Origin of the sequence: Paracoccus mutanolyticus (assembly GCF_003285265.1) — a bacterium.
In the GTDB taxonomy this organism is placed as follows: Bacteria; Pseudomonadota; Alphaproteobacteria; order Rhodobacterales; family Rhodobacteraceae; genus Paracoccus; species Paracoccus yeei.
Genome location: NZ_CP030239.1, coordinates 239205 through 259660, shown reverse-complemented (window position 1 = coordinate 259660; position 20456 = coordinate 239205). Strand labels below are relative to the sequence as shown.

The following is a 20456-nucleotide window of genomic DNA, read 5'->3' as shown; positions in this document are numbered from 1 at the left end:
GCCCGCCAGGGGTTGTGGACATATAGGCCGCCATTTGATTAACGAAAACCCGGAATTTGCAGGGCAGGGCGGGGGTGTGTCCCGCCCGCGGGGCAGGGCGGCGCGGTGCGGGATCGGCCCCCATCCCCTTGCCCGGACAGCGGAAAACGCGGGCAGGGTTCGGGCGCGCCGGCGCCGGGCGCGAAAAAGGGGGCGGCCGCCGGGACCGCCCCCTTGTCACAATCATCGCGCGATCAGTGCGAATACATGCTGACCTGCTTGCATCGGCGCTCTCGCCGACCATCTCGCGCCGCACCTTCAGCCGGTTCAGCGCGCCGACATAGCGCCTGCGCTGGCCAGGACGGTGTCGGTGTCGGCGGCCTGGCCGGTGGCGATGCGGTCCTCCTCCTCCATGCGCACGCTGACGGTGGCCTGGGCGTCGGTGCCCTCGGTCACGGCATGAACCTGATACAGCTGCAGCCGCGCATCATGCGGCCAGATCGCCTTGACGGCGTTGAAGCAGGCGTCCACCGGGCCGTCGCCGGTCGCGTGGACCGTCTTGTCCTCGCCGCCGACGCTCATGGTCAGGTCGGCCGACTGCCCGTCGCTGCCGCAGACCACGCGCAGGTGCTTGACCTGCAGATAGTCGTGCTCGGTGTTCGCTGCGCTGTCCTGCATCAGCGCGACCAGGTCGTCGTCGTAGATCTCCTTCTTGCGGTCGGCCAGCGCCTTGAAGCGGACGAAGACGTCCTTCAGCTGGTTGTCGCCCACCTCATAGCCCAGGTCGCGCAGCTTGGCGCGCAGCGCGGCGCGGCCCGAATGCTTGCCCATGGCGATATTGGCCTCGTTCAGGCCGATGTCGGCCGGGCGCATGATCTCGAAGGTCTCGACGTTCTTCAGCACCCCGTCCTGGTGGATGCCGGATTCGTGCAGGAAGGCGTTCTTGCCGACGATGGCCTTGTTCGGCTGCACGACAAAGCCCGAGGCCTGCGCCACCCGCCGCGACAGGCCCATGATCTTCGTCGTGTCGATGCCGGTGGTATAGGGCATGATGTCGTGACGCACCTTCAGCGCCATCACGACCTCCTCCAGCGCGGTATTGCCAGCGCGCTCGCCCAACCCGTTGATGGTGCATTCGATCTGGCGGGCGCCCGCCTCGACCGCGGCCAGGCTGTTGGCCGTCGCCATGCCCAGGTCGTTGTGGCAATGGGTGGCAAAGACGATCTCGTCCGCGCCCGGCACCCGCTCCAGCAGCATGGCGATCAGCGCGGCGCTTTCGCGCGGCGCGGTATAGCCCACGGTATCGGGGATGTTGATCGTGGTCGCGCCGGCCTTGATGGCGATTTCCACCACGCGGCACAGATAGTCATGCTCGGTCCGGGTCGCGTCCATGGGCGACCATTGCACGTTGTCGCACAGGTTGCGCGCATGGGTCACGGTCTGCTGGATGCGCTCGGCCATCTGGTCCATGTCCAGGTTCGGAATGGCCCGGTGCAGCGGCGAGGTGCCGATGAAGGTGTGAATGCGCGGCTGGCGGGCATGCTTCACCGCCTCCCAGCAGCGGTCGATGTCGGGAAACTGGGCGCGGGCCAGGCCGCAGATCACGCTGTTCTGCGCGCGCTTGGCGATCTCGGTCACGGCGGCGAAATCGCCCTCCGAGGCGATGGGAAAGCCCGCCTCGATCACATCCACGCCCATCTCGTCCAGCATCTGGGCGATTTCCAGCTTTTCCTCATGGGTCATGGTGGCGCCGGGGGACTGTTCGCCGTCGCGCAGGGTGGTGTCGAAAATCAGGACGCGGTTCTTGTCGGTCATCTTGGGGAATCCTTCTTCACTCTGGTCAGCACCGGGCACGAACCAGACTGAGCGGCGGCCCGGAAGACCCGCTCAGCGCAGCGTAAGAAGGAGAAGACCGCGGAGGTTCACGGCCAGGCGCGCGCCGTTCCGCGCGTCGGGGGCCGTGGCAATGATCTGTCGCATCCGAGTCATGGCGCGAACTATAGGCGCCGCCCCAGCCGTTTGAAAAGACCGAAAATCGCCCGCCCGCGCGATTCAGCCGGGCCAGAGCCGCGCCCCGGCTTTAACCGTTTTCCAAATACCCATGCCAACGGCGGCGCCGTCACAACGCCCGCCAGCCGATATCGCGGCGGTAGAACCCGCCCGGCCAGTCGATGGCATCGGCCAGGGCATAGGCGCGGGCACGCGCCTCGGCCAGGGTGGCGCCGCGCCCCGTCGCGGCCAGCACGCGCCCGCCCGTCGCGACCAGCGCGCCATCCTTCAGGGCGGTTCCGGCGTGAAACACCATCTGGCTGGAATCCCGGGGCAGGGCGTCCAGCCCCCCGATCTCGGTCCCCCTCTCATAGGCGCCGGGATAGCCGCGGGCCGCCAGGACCACGGTCAGCGCGTGATCCTCGGCCCAGGTGACGGCGGTCTCGGTCAGCCGCCCCTCGGCGCAGGCCAGGATCAGGTCCAGCGCCTGCGCACCCAGCCGCATCATCAGCACCTGGCATTCCGGGTCGCCGAAGCGCACGTTGTATTCGACCAGCCGCGCCTGCCCGTCCCGGATCATCAGCCCGGCGTAAAGCACCCCCTGGAACGGCGTGCCGCGCCGCGCCATCTCGGCCACGGTGGGGCGCACGATCCGCGCCATCACGTCGTCCTGGATGGCCTCGGTCAGCACCGGGGCGGGGGAATAGGCGCCCATGCCGCCGGTGTTCGGGCCGGTGTCGCCCTCGCCCACGCGCTTGTGGTCCTGCGCGGTGCCGATGGGCAGGCAATCCATCCCGTCGCACAGCACGAAGAAGCTCGCCTCCTCGCCCTCCATGAATTCCTCGATCACCACCTCGGCCCCGGCCGCGCCGAAAGCACCGCCGAAGGCCTCGTCCACGGCGGCCAGCGCCTCGGCCTCGGTCATGGCGACGGTCACGCCCTTGCCGGCGGCCAGGCCATCGGCCTTGACGACGATCGGCGCGCCCTTGTCGCGGATATAGTCCCGCGCCGGCCCCGCGGCGTCAAAGCGCGCCCAGGCGGCGGTCGGCGCGCCGCAGGCGTCGCAGACCGCCTTGGTGAAACTTTTCGACGCCTCCAGCATCGCCGCCGCCTTCGACGGGCCAAAGACCAGAAAGCCCGCCGCGCGCAGGTCGTCCGCGACGCCCGCCGCAAGCGGCGCCTCGGGACCGATCACCGCCAGGTCGATGGCGTTTTCCTCGCAGAAGGCGATGACATCGGGGCCGGACAGGATGTCCAGATCGACCAGCCGCGCGACGCTTTCCATGCCCGCATTGCCCGGAGCCACGAACAGCCGGTCGCATTTGGGGTTCTGCCGGATCGCCCAGGCCAGCGCATGTTCGCGTCCGCCGCCGCCAAGGATCAGGATGTTCATGGCAAAGCCCCTTCTTGCGCTGTCTGCCGCCTTCTAGGAACAGGACCGACCCATATCAATCCCCTTGATCCCCGGGGGCCAAGGGGCCAGAACCGGGGCATGGACCTGATCGACGACGACGCCCCCGGCAGCAATGCCCATGAATTCACCGTCTCGGAAATCTCGGGCGCGATCAAACGCACGCTCGAGGACCAGTTCGGCCGCGTCCGCGTGCGCGGCGAAATCGGGCGGGTGTCGCGCCCGTCCTCGGGGCATCTCTACTTCGACCTCAAGGACGACCGTGCCTGCATCGCGGCCGTCACCTGGAAGGGCCAGGCCGCCCGCCTCTCGACCCGCCCCGAGGAGGGGATCGAGGTCATCGCCACGGGCCGCCTGACCACCTTCCCGGGCCAGTCCAAATACCAGCTGATCGTCGACGAGACCGAGCCCGCCGGCGCCGGCGCCCTGATGCTGATGCTGGAAAAGCGCCGCAAGGCCCTGGCGGCCGAGGGGCTTTTCGATGATGCGCGCAAGCGCCCGCTGCCCTATCTGCCGCGCGTGATCGGGGTCGTCACCTCGCCCTCGGGGGCGGTGATCCGCGACATCCTGCACCGGCTGCGCGACCGCTTTCCGACCCGCGTGCTGATCTGGCCCGTGGCGGTCCAGGGCGAGGGCTGCGCCCCCCAGGTCACGGCGGCGATCCAGGGCTTCAACGCGCTCGACCCCGCGGACCCCATCCCGCGCCCCGATCTCATCATCGTCGCCCGCGGCGGCGGCAGCCTCGAGGACCTCTGGGGCTTCAACGAGGAATCCGTGGTGCGGGCGGCGGCAGCCAGCGGCATTCCCCTGATCTCGGCCGTGGGGCACGAAACCGATACCACGCTGATCGACTTCGCCTCGGACCGCCGCGCGCCGACGCCGACGGCGGCGGCCGAAATGGCGGTGCCGGTCCGGGCGGAGCTGGCGGCCCGGCTGGCCGAGCAGGGCGCGCGGATGCTGCGAGCGGGCGAACATCACCGCCAACGGCAGCGCCAGCGCCTGTCCGACCTGGCCGGGCGCTCGGCCGGCCGCAGGCGCTGACCGACCCGGCGCGGCAGCGGTTCGACCTGTTCGCCGAACGGCTCGAGCCGGCGCTGAAAGGCGTTGCCGCCGCCGCCGCGACCGGCTGGCGGCGCTGCCCCTGTCGCTTGCCGTGCTGCGCAGCGGCCTGCGCATCCGTCGCGAGCGGCTGGCCGAACAAGGCGGGCGCCTGCCGCTGTCGCTGGCGCGCGACCGCAGTCGCCGGGCCGAGCGCCTCAAGACCCTCTCCGAACGCCTGGACCGCGCCCGCGCCCGCGCGCTCGCCGATGCCCTGCGCGGGATCGGGCGCGACCGGGATCGCATGGGTCTTCTGGCGCGCAGGCTGGCGGCGGCGGGAACCCGGCTGCTGCCGCCCCGCCGCGACCGGCTGGAGCGTCTCGACCGGCTGCGCCAGACGCTCGGCTACAAGGAAACGCTGAAGCGCGGCTTCGCCGTGGTCCACGGACCCAATGCCCCGATCATCAGCGCCGAGGACGCCGCCCGCGTCCCGCGCTGGCAGGTCGAGTTCGCCGACGGCCGCATTGCCGCCCGCCCCGATGCCACGCCGCCGAAGCCCGCGCGTCCGCAAAAGCCCCCCAAAGGTCAGCAAAGCCTGTTCTAGCGGATTTCTTTCTTGCCCAAATATCCCGGGGGCTTTCGAGCGCCCGGAAAACGGTCCCCGGGGGCTGTAGAAGAAGTGCCATCCCTCTGTTTCACTGTGCCTATTGGTGGATAGGAGGTTACAATGCTGGGTCGGAAGGAACGCGGGCAGCTGGAGCTTTTCATCACCGGGTCACTCCGGAGCCTGATCCCTGACGACCATGTGCTGGTGAGGGTTGATCAGGTTCTCGATCTCGAGTGGCTGCGTGCTGAAGTGGGTGCTCTCTCTTGCGCCGACCACGGCCGCCCCGGCATCGACCCCGAGGTTGCTGTGCGCCTGATGCTGGCTGGCTTTCTTCTCGGGATCGTCCATGACCGGCGCCTGATGAGGGAAGCGCAAGTCAATCTCGCGATCCGCTGGTTCGTCGGTCACGCCTTGCACGAGGCGCTGCCGGATCACTCCTCGCTGACGCGCATCCGTCAGCGTTGGGGCGAGGACGTCTTCCGCCGGATCTTCACGCGAGTCGTGCGCCAGTGCCAGCAAGCCGGGATGGTTTCAGCCGAGGCCGTCCACATCGACGCAAGCCTGATCCGGGCGAATGTCAGTATGGATGCGCTGGTGACGCGCCATCTGGATGCGGTCGAGGTAGCCCACGACACAGCCGAGGCCGACCACACGGCGCGGGACGCGCGCAGGAGCGGCAGGTTCAAGACGCTCTGCCGCACGGATCCGGACGCCACCATGGCGACATCCTCCAGTGCCCCGCTGCGCCCGGCCTGCAAGCAGCACACGGCGGTTGATGACCTGGCAGGCGTCGTCGTCGATGTAGAGATCGTGACCGGCGAGGAGCATGACACGGGCCGGATCGACGAGCGCCTCGACGCCATCGAAGTGACCCCCGGGGTTACCCCGGGCCGGATCACGGCGGACACGGTTTATGGGGTGGGACGGGTCTTCGCCGCCCTTGAGGACCGCCAGATCGAAGCCGTCATCCCGCCTCTTCGCTCTCCCCGCCGCAAAGGGGCGCAGGGATTGCCCACCGAGCGGTTCAAGTATGATCCTCAAAACAACGTGGCCCGATGTCCGGCGAAGAAGCGGCTGACCCCTCGCAACAGCACCAAATCCGGAAAGTGGTATCGTGCGGACCGGCGCGATTGCACACGCTGTCCCCTCAAGGCGCAATGCCTGCCCCGGGGCGCCACATCTCGCCGGGTGCATATCGTAACCAAGCATGCGGCCATCCTGCGCGCCCGGCGCAAACGCGCGACATGGGGTGACGATGAACACGCGATCCATACGCGCCACCGTTGGCGGGTCGAAGGCGCGCACGGCACGGCCAAGACGCTCCACGGACTTGCCAGGGCCATCCGCAGAGGGCTCGAAAACATGAAGATCCAGGCCCTCCTGACGGCCGTGGCAATGAACCTCAAGAAGCTGGCGGCAGCCCTGCAGTTCATCAGGTCAATCATTGAAAATCGGACCCTGCCCCAGATCCCAGCAGCAGCATGAAACGACTTCTTCAACAGCCCCCGGGGGAGCTTTTTCAGCGAGAAAGGGGCTGGCCCAAAGGGGGCGGTGCCCCCTTAGCGCGCCAGGTCGCGCGGGCGCAGCATCAGCCACAGCAGCGCCCCACCCGCCAGCACCAGGAACGGCAGCATGGAAAGGTTGACCGCGTTCCAGCCCGCCTGCGGGGTCCCGCCCAGGCAGTTCATCAACCCGCCCGAAGACAGCGAGGCCAGGAACACCCCGCCAAAGACCACGGCGTCGTTCAGGCCCTGCACCCTTTCGCGCTCCTCGGGGCGGTAGGCGCGGGTCAGCATGGCGGTGGCTCCGATGAAGCCGAAGTTCCAGCCCAGCCCCAGCAGGATCAGCGCGATATAGAAATGCCCAAGCGCGACCCCCGACAGGGCGACCGCCCCCGCGCCGCCCAGGATCGCCAGCCCCAGCATCACGATCCGCGCGGCGCCGAAGCGCGCGATCAGATGGCCGGTGAAAAAGGACGGGCCGAACATCGCCAGCACATGCAGCGCCACGATATTCGCCGCATCCGAGGTTTGAAACCCGCAGCCCACCACTGCCAGCGGGGTCGAGGTCATCACCAGGTTCATCAACGCATAGGACACCATGCCGCAGATGATCGCGACGGTGATCCGCGGCACCCGCAGCAGTTCCCGAAGGGGCCGGCCCTGGGGGTGGCCCGGCTCGGGCGCAGGGGGTCGGGGAATGTCCAGAAAGGCGAACAGCACCGGCCCCACCAGGTTCAGCCCGATGATCGCGGCATAGGTCGCAAGGAAGGGCACCGCCGCGCCTCGGCCGTCAGCCGCACCAGGAAGGGGCCGGTGAAGGCCGCGACCAGCCCGCCCGCCAGCACCAGCGAGATCGCCCTGGACTGGAACTCGGGCGGCGCGCAATCGGTCGCGGCAAAGCGATAGAAGCCCTGCGCGGCCTGATAGATGCCGGTCAGCAGCCCGCTCAGCATGAACAGCCAGAAATTGCCCAGCACGATCCCCGCCGCCGCCCCGGCCGCGCCCAGGGCGCCCATGACGCAGGCCAGGACAAAGCCGCGCTGGCGGCCGTGCCGGCGCATGAAGCCCGCCAGCGGCCGGGCCGACAGGGCCGAGCCCAGGACGATCATCGACAACGGCAGCGTGGCGATGCAGGGGTTGGGGCTGAGCATCTGCCCGGTCAGCCCGCCCACGATGAAGATCATCGACATCTGCGCGCCCATGACCGCCTGCGCAAGCAGCAGCACGGCAACATTGCGCCAGGCACGGCGCATCTCGGGATCGGCGGTCATGGCGTCAGCGCAGCCCGCTCGCCTCGCGCGCCCGGGCCTCGATGGCGGCCCAGTCGCCGGCCGCCACCTCGGCATCCGGCGCGATCCAGCTGCCGCCCACGCAGACGACATTGGGCAGGCCCAGGTAATCGGGCGCGTTCGCCGGGGTCACGCCGCCCGTCGGGCAGAAGCTGACCTGGGGCAGGGGGCCGGCCAGCGATTTCAGCGCCTTCGCGCCGCCCGCGGCCTCGGCCGGAAAGAACTTGAGCATAGAATAGCCCATCTCCATCGCCCGCATGACCTCGGAGGCGGTCACCGCCCCGGGAAGCAGGGGCAGGCCGATGTCGGAACAGGCCATGACCAGGCGTTCGGTCGCGCCGGGCGAGACGGCGAAGCTGGCGCCCGCGTCGCGCGCGCGCTTGGCGTCGTCGGGCGTCAGCACGGTCCCGGCGCCGACATGGCCGCCGCTGACGCGGGCCATCTGCCGGATCGCGTCCAGCGCGGCGGGCGTGCGCAGCGTGATTTCGAGCACCGGCAGCCCGCCCGCCACCAGCGCCGTCGCCAGCCCCTCGGCCCGTGCGGCGTCCGGCACGACCAGCACCGGGATCACCGGGGCGCGTTCGCAAAGCGCGCGGCTTTTCTGGGACTGGATCTCGGGGGTCATGGCGGCCTCGTGGTTTTCGCAAGCTGCGCGCAGGGTGCGCTTTTCCGAGCGGCTGCGCAAGGGCGGGCGTTAGCGTTAACTGCGGGGTTGGCAGGGGGGCTCTGCCCCCACGCCTTGCCCGCCCCTGAACGGGGCGGGCAAGGCGTCCCCCCCGGGATATTTGGGCAAGAAAGAAATTCAGCCCCCCAGGCTGCGCCGCGCCCCCGACGAGGTGGCCGAGGCGCCGAAGCCGCCGCGCTGGCTGACCTGGGAGGCCGTCATCGGCGGCTTGCCGAGCGTCGAGGGCGCGCGCTGGAAGGTCTGGGGCGAGACCTTGCCCGCGCCGCGGTTGCTGGCAAAGCTCTGGTCGCCCTTGGGCGTGGCATAGCGGCCGTCGGCCGTGCGCACCATCGGCTGGGAAAAGATCCCGCCGCGCGACATCATCGAGCCGAGCATGTAGCCCATGAACAGCGGCATGAAGGAAAAGCCGCCGCCGCCCGATTGCTGCGCGGCCGGGTCGTCGCCGCAGTTTCCTGCGCCATGTTCCTGTTCGCACAGTTCCTTCGAGGCATAGCGCGGCGCGGTTTCGACGAATTCCTGCTTGGCGGCCTCGAAGTTCTTGCGGCAGTCGTCCTCGGTGAACCAGAGGTTGCTTTCCTTGCTGGCGGCGATGCAGCTTTCCAGGTCGGGAAAGGCCTGGGCGTCGACCCGGTCGTCCTCGCATCCGGCAAGGGCGAGCGTGGCCGTGCCGGCGAGGATCAGGGCCACATGGCGCGAGCGTTTGCGTGGGATCATGGGTCAGCCCTCGATGAAATGCGGCTTGAAGCGCGACAGGTTGTGGGTGATGCGGGCGCGGTCCTCGCGCAGGCCGATGCCGCAGCACGCCTCGCCCACGATCCAGGCGCCGACGACGGGATGGAAGCCGTCGAATTCGGGCAGCAGCGCCAGCCCCTGGACGATCATCGGGTGGTGGGAATAGCTGTCGTCGCCGGTTTCGGCGGTGGTGCGGCCGTTTTCCGTGATGGTGACGCCCGCCCCCTCGCGCGAGAAGATGGGTTTGGTCACATGGCCGGCGCGCAAGCCCGCCTCGGCTGCGGCGAAGCTTTCGGCGACGGCGGGCGCGGGGCTGCCGCCGGCCAGCGCGTCCCGCACGTCGTCCAGGAAAAAGGCCGGCAGCAGGTTCGGATGGCCCGGCGCGATCTGCCACAGCAGGGGCAGGATGCCCTTGTTCGACAGGACCGCCTTCCACGGCGGTTCGATGAAGCGGGTGCCCGAGGATTGCAGATGCGCGGCGAAGTCGTCGCGCAGCATGTCCTCCCACGGGTAGAGCTTGAAGAGCGTGCCGATCACGCGCGAGGCGTCGTCCGCGAACTGTCCCTCGGGGGTCAGGCCGATCTGCGACAGCGCGGTGAAATGCGCGCCAAGCCCCGCCTCGCGCGCGGCCCAGGCCAGGGTCTCGACCGTGGCGTAATCTTCGGGGTTCTCGGGGTCGGCGGCGAAATGCACGTCCTCGGCCGGGGCGCAGATGTCGCCGAAGCGGGCGACCAGGGATTCATGGATGGCGTTGAACTGGTCGGTGTCCGGGCCCAGCACCCCCGCCGCCTGCTGCTGTTCCAGCCAGAGCCACTGGAACGAGGCGCTTTCGTAAAGCGAGGTCGGCGTGTCGGCGTTGTATTCCAGCAATTTTGCCGGGCTGCGCCCGTCGTAGGACAGGTCCATGCGGCCGTAAAGCTCGGGCTCGGCGCGCCGCCAGCTGTCGGCGACCAGGTCCCAGTGCTCGGGCGGGATGGCCAGGCGGGTCATCCAGGCCTCGTCCCGGACGGCGCGGTCCACCGCCTCGCGGCAAAGCGCGTGCAGTTCCGTCGCCGGCGCTTCCAGGTCCTGCTCGATCTGGCGCAGGGTAAAGCGATAGGCGCTGGTTTCGTCCCAATAGGGCTCGCCCGCCATGTCGGCGAAGGTGAAGCCGAGCTTCTGGGCCTCGTCGCGCCAGCCGGCGCGTTCGGGCAGGGTGCGTTTTTCCATGGTGCCTCCTGCCCACGACATGGCGCAGCGGGCCGGGTTTCGCAACCCGTCCCGCCGATTTCACTGCATGGCGCGCCGGGTCATGGCGCTGCGCCACAGGAAGGCCAGGACGAACTGGCAAAGCAGGATCAGCACGATCGTGGGCGCGGGCGCGCTGTCCAGCCAGAAGCTGGACCAGACGCCGGCCAGCGTGCTGACGGCGGCGACCAGCACGGCCACGGCCAGCATCCGCCCCAGGCTGCGGGTGACCAGATAGGCCACGGCCCCCGGCGCGATCAGCAGCGCCACCGACAGGATGATGCCGACCGCGCTGAGCATCGCGACCACCGTGGCCGAGACCATCGCCAGCAGGCCGTAGTCCAGCCAGCGCACCCGCAGGCCCGAGACGCGCGCCTGCACCGGGTCGAAGCCCACCAGCGCCAGGTCGCGCCATTTCAGCAGCAGGGCGCCCCCGACCAGCAGCGAGATCGCGCCGGCCAGCCACAGGTCGCCCGGGCCGACCCCAGCAGTTGCCGAACATGATGTCGTCCAGGTGCAGGTCCGACGGGATCGCGGTGTACAGCACGACGCCCAGGCCGAACATGCCCGACATGACGACGCCCAGCACGGTGTCGCGCTTGACCCGGCTGTTGCCCTGCAGCCAGCCCGCCGCCAGGGCCGAGCCGAAGCCCGCCGCGAAGGCTCCGACGATCAGCGGCAGGCCCGCGACATAGGCCAGCACCACGCCGGGCAGGATCGCGTGACTGACCGCGTCGCCCATCAGCGACCAGCCGCGAAGCACCAGGAAGCAGCTGAGAAGCCCCGCCGGCAGTGCGATCATCAGCCCCAGAAGTGCCGCGTCGCGCATGAAGGGAACGGAAAAGGGCATGGCGATCCAGTCCATCACGCAGCTCTCCGCGCGCGCCGGCGGGCCGCCAGCAGCCCGTGCTTGGGCGCAAGCAGGAAGGCCAGCAGGAACAGCAGCGTCTGCAGGCAGACGATGACGCCCCCCGTCGCCCCGTCGAGGTAGAACGAGACATAGGCCCCGACCGCCGAGGTCACCGCCCCGATCGCCACCGACAGCACGATCAGGCGCGGAAAGCGGTCGGTCAGCAGATAGGCGGTCGCGCCCGGCGTCACCACCAGCGCCACGACCAGGAAGGCGCCCACCGTCTGCATGGCGGCGACCGTGCAGGCCGACAGCAGCGTAAAGAACAGCACCCGCAGCCGCCCCGGGTTCAGGCCGATGGTGCGGGCGTGGTTTTCATCGAAGAACACCACCATCAGGTCGCGCCACTTGAGCCCCAGGACCAGCAGCGAGATGCCTCCGATCAGGGCAAGCTGGATCGTGTCGCCGGGGGTGATGGCCAGGATGTTGCCCATGGTGATGGTCTGGACCGACACCGCCATCGGGTTGAGCGACACCATGAACAGCCCGAGGCCGAAGAAGCCGGTGAAGATCAGGCCGATGATCGCGTCCTCCTTGAGGCCGGTGCGCTGGTTCAGGAACAGCATGGTCAGCGCCGCAAGCCCGCCCGACAGGAAGGCGCCAAGCAGCAAAGGGCAGGCCCAGCATGTAGGCCCCCGCGACACCCGGCACGATGGAATGGCTGAGCGCGTCGCCGATCAGCGACCAGCCCTTGAGCATCAGATAGGCCGACAGGAACGCGCAGACCGCGCCGACCAGGGCCGAGACCCAGATCGCGTCGCGCATGTAGCCGTATTCGAAGGGAATCAGCAGGGTGTCGATCATTTGGGCGCGGCCTCGGGCGTGCGGGCCTTGCCGTCGTAGAACACCAGCGGGCGTTCGTCGTCCGACAGCATGGTCAGTTCGCGCGGATCGTCGTCGTCGTGGATCTGGCCCGCGCCCAGCACCAGATGGCGCAGGACGCCGCCAAAGGCCAGGCGCAGGTTCTGGGGGGTAAAGACCTCGGCCGTCGGGCCGTGGGCCAGCACCGTGCCCTTGACCAGCACCACCCGGTCGCAGAACTCGGGGACCGAGCCCAGGTCGTGGGTCGACACCAGCATGACCCGGCCCTCGTCCCGCATCTGGCGCAGCAGGGCGATGATCGCTTCTGGTCTTGACGTCGATGCCGGTGAAGGGCTCGTCCAGCAGGATGACGGCGGCGCCCTGGGCCAGCGCCCGGGCCAGGAAGACGCGCTTCTTCTGCCCGCCCGACAGCTCTCCGATCTGGCGGTGGCGGAATTCGGTCATGCCGACGCGTTCCAGGGCCTGGTCCACGGCGGCGCGGTCCTGCGGCCGGGCGCGGCGCAGGAACCCCATGTGGCCATAGCGGCCCATCATCACCACGTCCTGGACCAGCACGGGAAAGGTCCAGTCGACCTCCTCGGCCTGGGGAACATAGGCGATCAGGTTGCGGCGCAGGGCCTCGGGCACGGCCATGCCCATGACCTGCACCGTCCCGCGCGAGGCCGGGACAAAGCCCATCAGCGCCTTGAACAGCGTGGACTTGCCCGCGCCATTCACGCCCACCAGCGCCGTGACCGAGCCCTTGGGCACGGTGAAGCTGGCATCGCGCAGCGCCGTGAAGCCGTTGCGATAGGTGACGGTCAGGCCTTGCGCCACGATCCCTTCATCAGCCATCGGTCAGGCCCGAGACGATGGTTTCCGACGTGACCCGCAGCAGGTCCAGATAGGTCGGGACCGGCCCGCCCGGTTCGGACAGGCTGTCCACATACAGCACGCCCCCATAGCGCGCCCCGGTCTCCGAGGCGATCTGGCGGGCGGGACGGTCCGAGACCGTGCTTTCCGAAAAGATGACCGGGATCCGGTGCTGACGGATTGCATCGACCACGCGGCGCACCTGCTGGGGCGTGCCCTGCGCCTCGGCATTGATCGGCCACAGGTAAAGCTCGTTCAGGTTGAAGTCGCGCGCCAGATAGGAAAAGGCGCCCTCGGACGTGACCAGCCAGCGCCGCTCGTCCGGCAGGGCGCGGGCGCGGTCACGGATCGGGCCGATGGTGCGGGCGATGCTGCCCTTGTAGGTGCCGGCGTTGCGGGCATAGTCGCCGACCCCGTCCGGGTCCATCTGCGACAGGGCGGCGGCGATGTTGTCGACATAGGTCATCGCCGTATCCAGCCCCATCCAGGCGTGGGGGTTGGGCTTGCCCTGATAGCTGCCGCCCGAAATCGGCATCGGCACGATCCCTTCGCTGACCGTGGCCGAGGGGACGTCGCCCAGGGCGCAGGAACTGTTGAACCACAGTTCCGTTCATCCCGCTGCGCAGCACCAGATCCGCCGCGTTGTGCAAGTTCACTGCGCCGAATTGAGTTCATAATTGTGGATCTCGGCCCCGGGGCGGGTGATCGACACCACCTCGGCCCGCTCGCCCGCGACGTTGCGGGCCATGTCGGCGATGATGGTGAAGGTGGTCGCCACCTTGAACCGGCGCTGGGCAAGGGCCGGGGCGGCAAGGGCGAAGGTCGAGGCGAGACTCGTGGCGATGAAGGTCCTGCGTTGCATGGTCGTCCTTTCTTTGATCGGCAGCATCTGCGAATCGTTCTCAACTGTCAAGCCCGTTGCAATTCATTCGCATCTGGGCGAAACAGAGGCATGGATCACGAAGCCCGGGCCCGATCATTCGAAGACGCGTTGCGCCGCGCGGGCGTGCGCATCACCCGCCAGCGGGCCGCCCTGCTGCGCGTGCTGGCCGCGGCCGAGGACCACCCCGACGCGACCCAGCTGTTCCAGCGCGCGACCGATGCCGGGGCGGGTGTGTCGCTTGCGACGGTCTATCGCACGCTTTCCGCGCTCGAGGCGCAGGGCGTGATCCTGAAGCTCGAGTTCGAGGGAGAGCCCGCCCGATTCGAGCCTGCCGACGGCACCCATCACGACCACATGATCGACCTCGACACCGGAGAGGTGACCGAGTTCGTCAACGACCGGATCGAACGGCTTCAGGCCGAGATTGCCGACGAACTGGGCTATGAGATCGTCCGCCACCGGCTGGAGCTTTACGTCCGGCGCAAACGATGACGCTGACGGTGCATGACAAGATCATTTCCGACCGGGGCTCGCGCTATGCCGTCTCGGGCGGGCCGGCGCGCGACCGGGCCGAGGCGCAGGCCCTGCTGGCAGAGCTGAAACGCAACAAGCGCTTCGTCAGGGCCACCCACAACAGCTGGGCCGCGATCCTGTCGGGCGAAGGGGTCCGCGACGATGACGGCGAAAGCGGCGCGGGCCAGATCATCCTGCAAATGCTGGAACGCGAGGGGCTTCAGGACCACATGATCGTCGTCACCCGCTGGTATGGCGGCAAGCATCTGGGCGGCGACCGCTTTCGCCATGTGATCGACGCGGTGCGCCATTACCTGGCTCGGATGTCCTGAGGCGTTGCGCCCCAGCCCGTTGCGGCGGGCGCAGGGTTAACACTCGGTTAGGCGCGTTTCGCCTTAATCCGGTCCGTGCGTTTCGGGCGGCGGGTCGGCATGACAGGGCGGTTCCCCGATCCGCCGGCCCCTTCCCGATCCGGCGCACGGGGGCCCCGTCACAAGGCGGGTCCGGCATAACAACGGACCGAGGTTTTCATGCCCGAAGCTTACGATACCACCGCAATCCTGGCGCGCCTTGACGCCATCGAACGCACGCTGGGGTCCGGCACCCTGCAGACGCCGGCGCTGGCCGCGCCCTATCTGACTCCGGCGTCGGACGGCATCGTCGCAGCCGTGCGTCAGCAGTTCGTCCCGGCGGTTGATGTGCGCCATTTCGGCGTCACGCTGACCGCGCTTGACCAGCGCGCGCCCGAGGCCGTGGCGCGGGCCAACACCGAAGCGCTGGGCAGCGCGCTGGAATGGTCGGCGCGGACGGGCGGCGCGGTCCACCTGCCCAGCGGTTCGCTGGATCTCTGGGGTGTCGTGGAATTGCCGCGCGGCGCCTCGATCCGGGGGGCGGGCAAGTTTTCCTCGCGCATCCGGCAGCTCTGCCAGCCCGCCAGCGACGCCGAGCCCTTCGTGGACGTCCTTGCGGCCCCGGCGGTCAGCGGCGGCATTGGCGGCAACGGCTACAACATCGTGGCCGACCTGACCATCGACGGCGGCTGGAACCTGCGCAACCACAGCCGCGACGGCAACGGCAACTGGCACTATGACCCGGCCCGCATGACCCAGCGCGGCCTGGTGTTTGCGACCCCGGCGGGCGGTCCTCTGGACGCCGCCGTGCGAGACGCGGGATCGGACGCGCATGGCCGGATCGAGAACGTCTGCTTCACCAACATCGCCGGCTACGGCTTCCAGATGTCGGGCCGGGGCGAGAACTTCGCGCGCGGGGTCGAAATCCGCAAGACCGGCAAGTCGGCCTTCCTGATCCAAAGCCCGGACTGCTTCCTCAGCGACCTGACCTGCTATCTGTCCGGCGACAGCGGGGTGGAGATCCGCGCCGGCGCGGGCAACCTGCGCTGGACGAACTCGAAGGTATGGTTCTGCGGCATGCAGCGTGCGGTCCAGGGTATCGGCGCGGCCATCCATCTGCCCGACCCGGGGACCGAGACGATCATGATGAACAACATCTCGACCCAGGACAGCTGGGGTCCGGGCCTGCAACTGAACGGAAACGTCGGCATCGTGTTCTCGGGCGACATTGACGAGGCCGGGGGCGGCCGCCTGGAACAGCAGGGCTTTGGCTGGCGGGGTACGCGCAGCCTGCCGCGCGCCTTCATCCGGGCGCCCGGTACCCTGCGCCGGGCGCGCATCACCGCCCAGATCAAGGGCGGCAGCCGCCTGGGCGAGGCCGCGCGTCCCGCGCTGGTCGATCTGTCCGGCTCGGGCGTGGCCGGTTGCGTGTTCCGGCTCGGCGGCTCGCTCGACCATGTGGCGACGCCGCCGGTGCGTGTCTCGACCGGGCATGTGAACGCCGGCCGTTACAACGAGATCTGGTTCGAGGACCGGCTGCTGCACGGCCAGGTCACCGCGAAAGAGCTGAACACCGCCAGCCACGGTGTCAACGACCCGGTCTATGGCCCAAGCCGCGCCTATCGCAACGACGGCCGGCTGATGGTGCGCGGCCCCGCCGGCTGGATCCAGCAGAAATAGGGCAACGTGCCGACCAACACGAAACGCGGCCTTTGTGCCGCGTTTTTTCATGCTCCGTGCAGCCCCGTTCGATCGGCAGCGGCCATGAAGAAACGCGCGCCGGGACGAACCCGACGCGCCATGCTTTGGTCTTTTGAGATGCGCTTCAGCCCGCGTCGTCCACGAACACGCCGTCGCGGAACGTGCCCCGGAACCCGGGCAGGGGCCGCCACAGCGTCTGGCCCGACACGAAGCGGCTGGCCCGGGTGTGGCTGCCGAACAGCGTCGTGCGATGGGCCGACATGGTATAGCCCGCCGCATCGGCCATGTCGTAGCAATCCTGCACCTGGTGGGCAAAGCGCAGCCAGGTCGCATCGGCCGAAGCCAGCGTGATCGTGACCGTATTGCCCCCGAAATCGGGCACCGCGCTGACGATGCCGCCATCCGCCTCGAAGCCGAAATCGGCGCAGGTCGCCGACCCGCCGAAGGTGTCGTAAAGCGTCGCGCGCTGCATCAAGGTCTCGCCTGGCCGCAGGGCGAAGCTGACCGTGACCACCGCGCCCGCTTTCTGGACGTCATAGGTGATGGTCCAGGGGCGGCCGGCCTCGACCTCGCTGATCGCCCAGTCGGTGGTCTCTCCGATCAGGACCTTCGTGTCGCCGTCCACATGGGCGTTGCGGTCGTTGATCGGATAGGCCCGCTGCCAGGTGGCGATGATCGCGCCATAATCCAGCGCGAGACGGTATTGCACCCCCGGCGTCGCATAAAGGTCGCCCACCGTGTTCACGTCGCCGCCGTTCACCACCACCACCAGCCTGGGCGCTGCGCCGAACAGGGCGGTGCATTGCGCGACGGTCTCGGCATGGGCGACGTCGAAATCGGCGCGATAGACCGTGCCCGGCTGGTCCTTGGCCGACGAGCCTTGGAACAGATAGACATAGGGGCAGGTCATCGCGATGCCGAAGCTGTCCGCCAGCCGCTTGCTTTCGGCCAGCCAGAACGCCTGGTTGCGCCCGATGGGCGAGGTGTCCTCCAGCCGCCATTCGCTGATATAGCGCCCGCCATAGCCGTGATCGCCGATGACGACGCCGCGGCCGCTCTCTCCCTTGTCGCGCCAGGACGCCGCCCGGCAATATTGCAGCGTGAACGCGGGCGAGACGCGCCCCAGGTTCGCAGCCGACGCAAGGCCGCTGGCCGGGCGGGTCTGGTCGATCTCCGCCATGGCGTTGGCCGCGGCGTCCCAGCCCGCCCCGGACGTGTCGACCGCCCGGCCCGCCGTGGTGACCATGCCAAGGGTGTAATAGACCTGCTCGGGCGTCGCCGCGTCCAGCGTTGCCGCCAGCGGATCGGGCGACGAGCGGTTTTCCGACTGGCCATAGACCGGCAGGATTTCCAGAGAGGTGACGGAGGGTCTGGGGGCCGTCACGCCCCCCGCCGAAAATCCGCGACGACCTCGGCCATGGTGACGGGCCAGGCGCCGCCTTCGGGGCGGCCGACGATGGCCAGGCGGTGCAGCGTGCCGTTCAGATAGCGCCCCATGGTAAAGCGCGTGGGCAGCGGGTCGACCAGGCCGGTATGCGGGGCCGACACGGCAGTACCCGCGATGCTGATCCCCGACAGCAGGTCCGCCACATCGTCGAGCTGGCCTGCCACGATCACGCGGGTGCCATACGCGACCGTGCCAAGCGACAGCGCCCCCTGGCCCGAGACGGGCCCCAGCACCTGGATCGCCCCGGCGCTGTTGCGCAGCTTGAGGTTGACCCCCGTGCCGTCGATGATCTGGCCCACGTTCGAACCATAACTGGTCAACGTCAGGTCGGCCACGGCGAACAGCCCGTCCGTGGTTGGCTGGGCGCTCAGGACCTGCGTCTGGACATAGGCACCGTCGGCAAAGGCAAAGCCGTCGCTGGTGCGGCGGATCGCCGTGCCGCTGCCCGCCTTGGTAAAGACATAGGCCCCCGTTCCCCGGGCGGTGATCGCGCCGACGTCGGCGTCGCTTCCCGTGATGGTGGCCGAGACGTCGATATAGGCCAGCGCGACCCGGGCATAGTCGATGGCCGGCACCAGGGGGGGCGCGACAGTCAGCGCGACGGTATTCGCCATCACGGAATCGGCGCTGTTCGTCCAGGCGACGGTCAGTTCGTAGATGCCCGTTTCCGCCAGCTCGATGGTCGTGGCGCCGCTGTCCAGCCGCCCCTTGATCGAGACGCCGTTCAGGGTGAAGTCCCAGCTTGCCACCGGCGCGGGCAGGCCCGCGGCCTCGCCGATGTCCAGGGTGATGCTGTCGCCGATGCCGGCCTCCTGCGGCAGGATGCTGGGCTGGCGGGTGATGGTCGGCGCGACTGGCCGATCGGCGCCCACCAGCAGGATGCCGGTGCTGTTGCGCAGGGACACCGGCTGATCGCCGAAATAGGCGGCGCGCAGGCCCGAAAAGACGGCGCGTCCGATGTCGGAATGGATAATGACCGCCATCTCAGGCCTCCCGGACCAGGACGATGTCGGTCGGCCGCTTCTGCGTGTCGGGCAGGGCGGAGTAATCGGTATAGTCCGACACCACCAGAAGGCGCGAGATGGTGGCGTCCTTAGCCGCCTTCAGGTTCTGCGCGCTGGTCTTTTCCAGATCGCCCAGCGAGACGGACAGGCTGCTGGCGATGAACAGGGACTTCACCTCGAAGACCTTGGTGACATACTGGTTGTAGCCCTCGATCGACCAGGTGGTGGCGGCTGTGTCGCCCTCGGCATTGACGATCAGCGGCATCTGCCAGCGCCCCTCGGTGTCGGTCGTGGCCTCGACCTTCTGGGTCACGATGGCACGCCGCCGTTGAAGATGTCCGATCCGTTCAGCGTCGCGACGATCTTTCCCTGGGAAATCGGGGCAAGCGTGGCGTCGACAAGGACGCCGGTGACAATGGCTTTGTTCGGCATTCGCAGCTCCTGGGCTTACAGCATCGGCGAGGCCTTGTCGGAGCTGTTGCCCGCGTTGCCGATGCGTCCCAATCAACGGTGCTTCATACGGATCATTTCCGCGCGCCGCGCCAATCGCAGGGAAAGGAGCAACTATGAAAAAACAATGCGATAGGCCGCTCACCATCGAGGAGCTGGCCGAAATGAAGGACGAGGATATCGATCGCGCTGCGATATTCCAGAACTGGCCAGGCTTTTCGTCGATCCGCAAAAGAACAGCACCGCCTGGTCGGCCTGGGGCATCCGCATCAGCCGGCCCGTCCCGGCCATGATCGCCATGGCCAGCGCCAGAAACACCGACACCGCAAGCAGGCTCAGCACCATGGCCGGGACCGGGATCTGCGACCACAGGCCCGAGTTCGTGCTCCCGCTGAACGCCGAATAGACGATCAGCAGGATCGCGCCGCGTGTCCTCCATGGTCAGCAGCCGCCCCTCGAAGATGCGGCAGGCAATCTTGAAATCCACCCCGTGCTTTTCAATGTTGCTGGCGCTCTTCGCCTCGTCCCATTCAAACTGACGCCGCCGCCATCGACATGCAGAAGCCGCGCGACCAGCAGGGGCGTCAGCACCACGCCCACGATGTTGGAAGCGATGCCGCGCAGATCGCCGCCGGCACGTTGCCCCCCGCCATCGAGGTGAAGGCGATCGAGCTTTGCACCGTCGAGGGCAGGACCGACAGGAACAGCAGCCCCATCGTCATCGCCGGCCCCAGGACGCCGCCGAACGCGGCGGCAAGGCCCAGGCCCAGCACCGGAAACAGCAGATAGGTCGCCAGAAAGGTCAGCGCCTGCAGGCGCAGGTTCAAAAGCCCCGCCCGCACCGCCGCCGGGTCAAGCTTGGCGCCGTAAAGAAAGAACAGCAGCGTCACCGCCCAGAAGGTCGCATGGCCCAGCACGCCGGCCGCCACACCCCGCGCCGGCAGCACCACCCCCGCCACGGCCGTTAGGACCAGAAGCAGCATGTAGCCGTCGACACCGATGCGCTTGAGAAACTTCATGATGGGGGACCTTTCGCGCTTGCGTCCCGCGGGCCGGCCGCCAGCG

The 20456-nt window shown here is 68.6% G+C and carries 14 protein-coding genes and 7 pseudogenes; 5 read left to right on the top strand and 16 right to left on the bottom strand.

The window, feature by feature from the left end:
• Window positions 1–233: 233 nt before the first annotated feature.
• Both DPM13_RS01625 and purD read right to left on the bottom strand, forming a co-directional pair.
• A pseudogene (locus DPM13_RS01625) lies at window positions 234–1794 on the bottom strand (2-isopropylmalate synthase).
• Window positions 1795–2098: 304 nt separating this feature from the next.
• Complete coding sequence (gene purD, locus DPM13_RS01620) at window positions 2099–3361, bottom strand: phosphoribosylamine--glycine ligase (protein WP_112887319.1); 1263 nt, start codon at window positions 3359–3361, stop codon at window positions 2099–2101.
• A 99-nt stretch (window positions 3362–3460) separates the two neighbouring features.
• Here purD and xseA point away from each other — a divergent pair.
• Together xseA and DPM13_RS01610 are read left to right on the top strand one after the other, a co-directional pair.
• A pseudogene (gene xseA / locus DPM13_RS01615) lies at window positions 3461–5021 on the top strand (exodeoxyribonuclease VII large subunit).
• Between the two features lie 123 nt (window positions 5022–5144).
• Window positions 5145–6509, top strand: coding sequence for a transposase (locus tag DPM13_RS01610; protein WP_112887318.1), 1365 nt, complete (start codon window positions 5145–5147; stop codon window positions 6507–6509).
• Window positions 6510–6583: 74 nt separating this feature from the next.
• On the opposite strand, the pseudogene DPM13_RS01605 reads toward DPM13_RS01610, so the two are convergent.
• From DPM13_RS01605 to DPM13_RS01570, 8 genes and pseudogenes are all read right to left on the bottom strand, one after another.
• Window positions 6584–7797 (bottom strand): annotated as a pseudogene (locus DPM13_RS01605) (MFS transporter).
• A gap of 4 nt (window positions 7798–7801) precedes the next feature.
• On the bottom strand, window positions 7802–8440 hold the full coding sequence (gene eda, locus DPM13_RS01600; RefSeq protein ID WP_028717672.1) for a bifunctional 4-hydroxy-2-oxoglutarate aldolase/2-dehydro-3-deoxy-phosphogluconate aldolase: 639 nt from the start codon (window positions 8438–8440) through the stop codon (window positions 7802–7804).
• A 177-nt stretch (window positions 8441–8617) separates the two neighbouring features.
• On the bottom strand, window positions 8618–9214 hold the full coding sequence (locus DPM13_RS01595; RefSeq protein WP_028717671.1) for a DUF1190 domain-containing protein: 597 nt from the start codon (window positions 9212–9214) through the stop codon (window positions 8618–8620).
• 3 nt (window positions 9215–9217) lie between these two features.
• Entirely contained in the window at window positions 9218–10441 is a 1224-nt protein-coding gene (locus DPM13_RS01590) for a glutathionylspermidine synthase family protein (RefSeq protein ID WP_112887317.1), read from the bottom strand.
• A gap of 60 nt (window positions 10442–10501) precedes the next feature.
• Window positions 10502–11327 (bottom strand): annotated as a pseudogene (locus tag DPM13_RS01585) (metal ABC transporter permease).
• Window positions 11324–12173: pseudogene (locus DPM13_RS01580) on the bottom strand (metal ABC transporter permease). Before DPM13_RS01580 ends, DPM13_RS01585 begins: the two co-directional pseudogenes overlap by 4 nt.
• Window positions 12170–13025 (bottom strand): annotated as a pseudogene (locus DPM13_RS01575) (manganese/iron ABC transporter ATP-binding protein). The pseudogenes DPM13_RS01580 and DPM13_RS01575 overlap by 4 nt, the downstream one beginning before the upstream one ends.
• A pseudogene (locus DPM13_RS01570) lies at window positions 13018–13791 on the bottom strand (metal ABC transporter solute-binding protein, Zn/Mn family). The pseudogenes DPM13_RS01575 and DPM13_RS01570 overlap by 8 nt, the downstream one beginning before the upstream one ends.
• Before the next feature lie 204 nt (window positions 13792–13995).
• Between DPM13_RS01570 and DPM13_RS01565 the strand changes: the two are divergent.
• The 3 genes from DPM13_RS01565 to DPM13_RS01555 all read left to right on the top strand — a co-directional run bounded on the left by DPM13_RS01565 (window position 13996) and on the right by DPM13_RS01555 (window position 16469).
• Entirely contained in the window at window positions 13996–14418 is a 423-nt protein-coding gene (locus DPM13_RS01565) for a Fur family transcriptional regulator (RefSeq protein WP_028717665.1), read from the top strand.
• The gene (locus tag DPM13_RS01560; protein ID WP_112887316.1) at window positions 14415–14771 is read left to right on the top strand and encodes a YigZ family protein; all 357 of its coding nucleotides are present in this window, start codon (window positions 14415–14417) and stop codon (window positions 14769–14771) included. Before DPM13_RS01565 ends, DPM13_RS01560 begins: the two co-directional genes overlap by 4 nt.
• A 198-nt stretch (window positions 14772–14969) precedes the next feature.
• Window positions 14970–16469, top strand: coding sequence for a hypothetical protein (locus tag DPM13_RS01555; RefSeq protein ID WP_112887315.1), 1500 nt, complete (start codon window positions 14970–14972; stop codon window positions 16467–16469).
• Window positions 16470–16614: 145 nt separating this feature from the next.
• Here DPM13_RS01555 and DPM13_RS01550 read toward each other — a convergent pair whose 3' ends face one another.
• From DPM13_RS01550 to DPM13_RS21860, 6 genes are all read right to left on the bottom strand, one after another.
• Window positions 16615–17874 carry a hypothetical protein gene (locus tag DPM13_RS01550; RefSeq protein WP_112887314.1) on the bottom strand — a complete coding sequence of 420 codons (1260 nt, stop codon included), beginning with the start codon at window positions 17872–17874 and terminating at the stop codon, window positions 16615–16617.
• The gene (locus DPM13_RS01545; protein ID WP_112887313.1) at window positions 17871–18920 is read right to left on the bottom strand and encodes a hypothetical protein; all 1050 of its coding nucleotides are present in this window, start codon (window positions 18918–18920) and stop codon (window positions 17871–17873) included. The genes DPM13_RS01550 and DPM13_RS01545 overlap by 4 nt, the downstream gene beginning before the upstream one ends.
• Before the next feature lies 1 nt (window position 18921).
• Window positions 18922–19254 carry a hypothetical protein gene (locus DPM13_RS01540; protein WP_223252277.1) on the bottom strand — a complete coding sequence of 111 codons (333 nt, stop codon included), beginning with the start codon at window positions 19252–19254 and terminating at the stop codon, window positions 18922–18924.
• On the bottom strand, window positions 19251–19373 hold the full coding sequence (locus DPM13_RS24670) for a hypothetical protein (RefSeq protein WP_262983232.1): 123 nt from the start codon (window positions 19371–19373) through the stop codon (window positions 19251–19253). Before DPM13_RS24670 ends, DPM13_RS01540 begins: the two co-directional genes overlap by 4 nt.
• A gap of 159 nt (window positions 19374–19532) precedes the next feature.
• The gene (locus DPM13_RS21865) at window positions 19533–19763 is read right to left on the bottom strand and encodes a bile acid:sodium symporter (RefSeq protein WP_262983306.1); all 231 of its coding nucleotides are present in this window, start codon (window positions 19761–19763) and stop codon (window positions 19533–19535) included.
• Between the two features lie 212 nt (window positions 19764–19975).
• A complete protein-coding gene (locus tag DPM13_RS21860) occupies window positions 19976–20410 on the bottom strand; it encodes a bile acid:sodium symporter (RefSeq protein ID WP_223252276.1) in 435 nt (144 codons plus the stop codon).
• Window positions 20411–20456 lie beyond the last annotated feature (46 nt).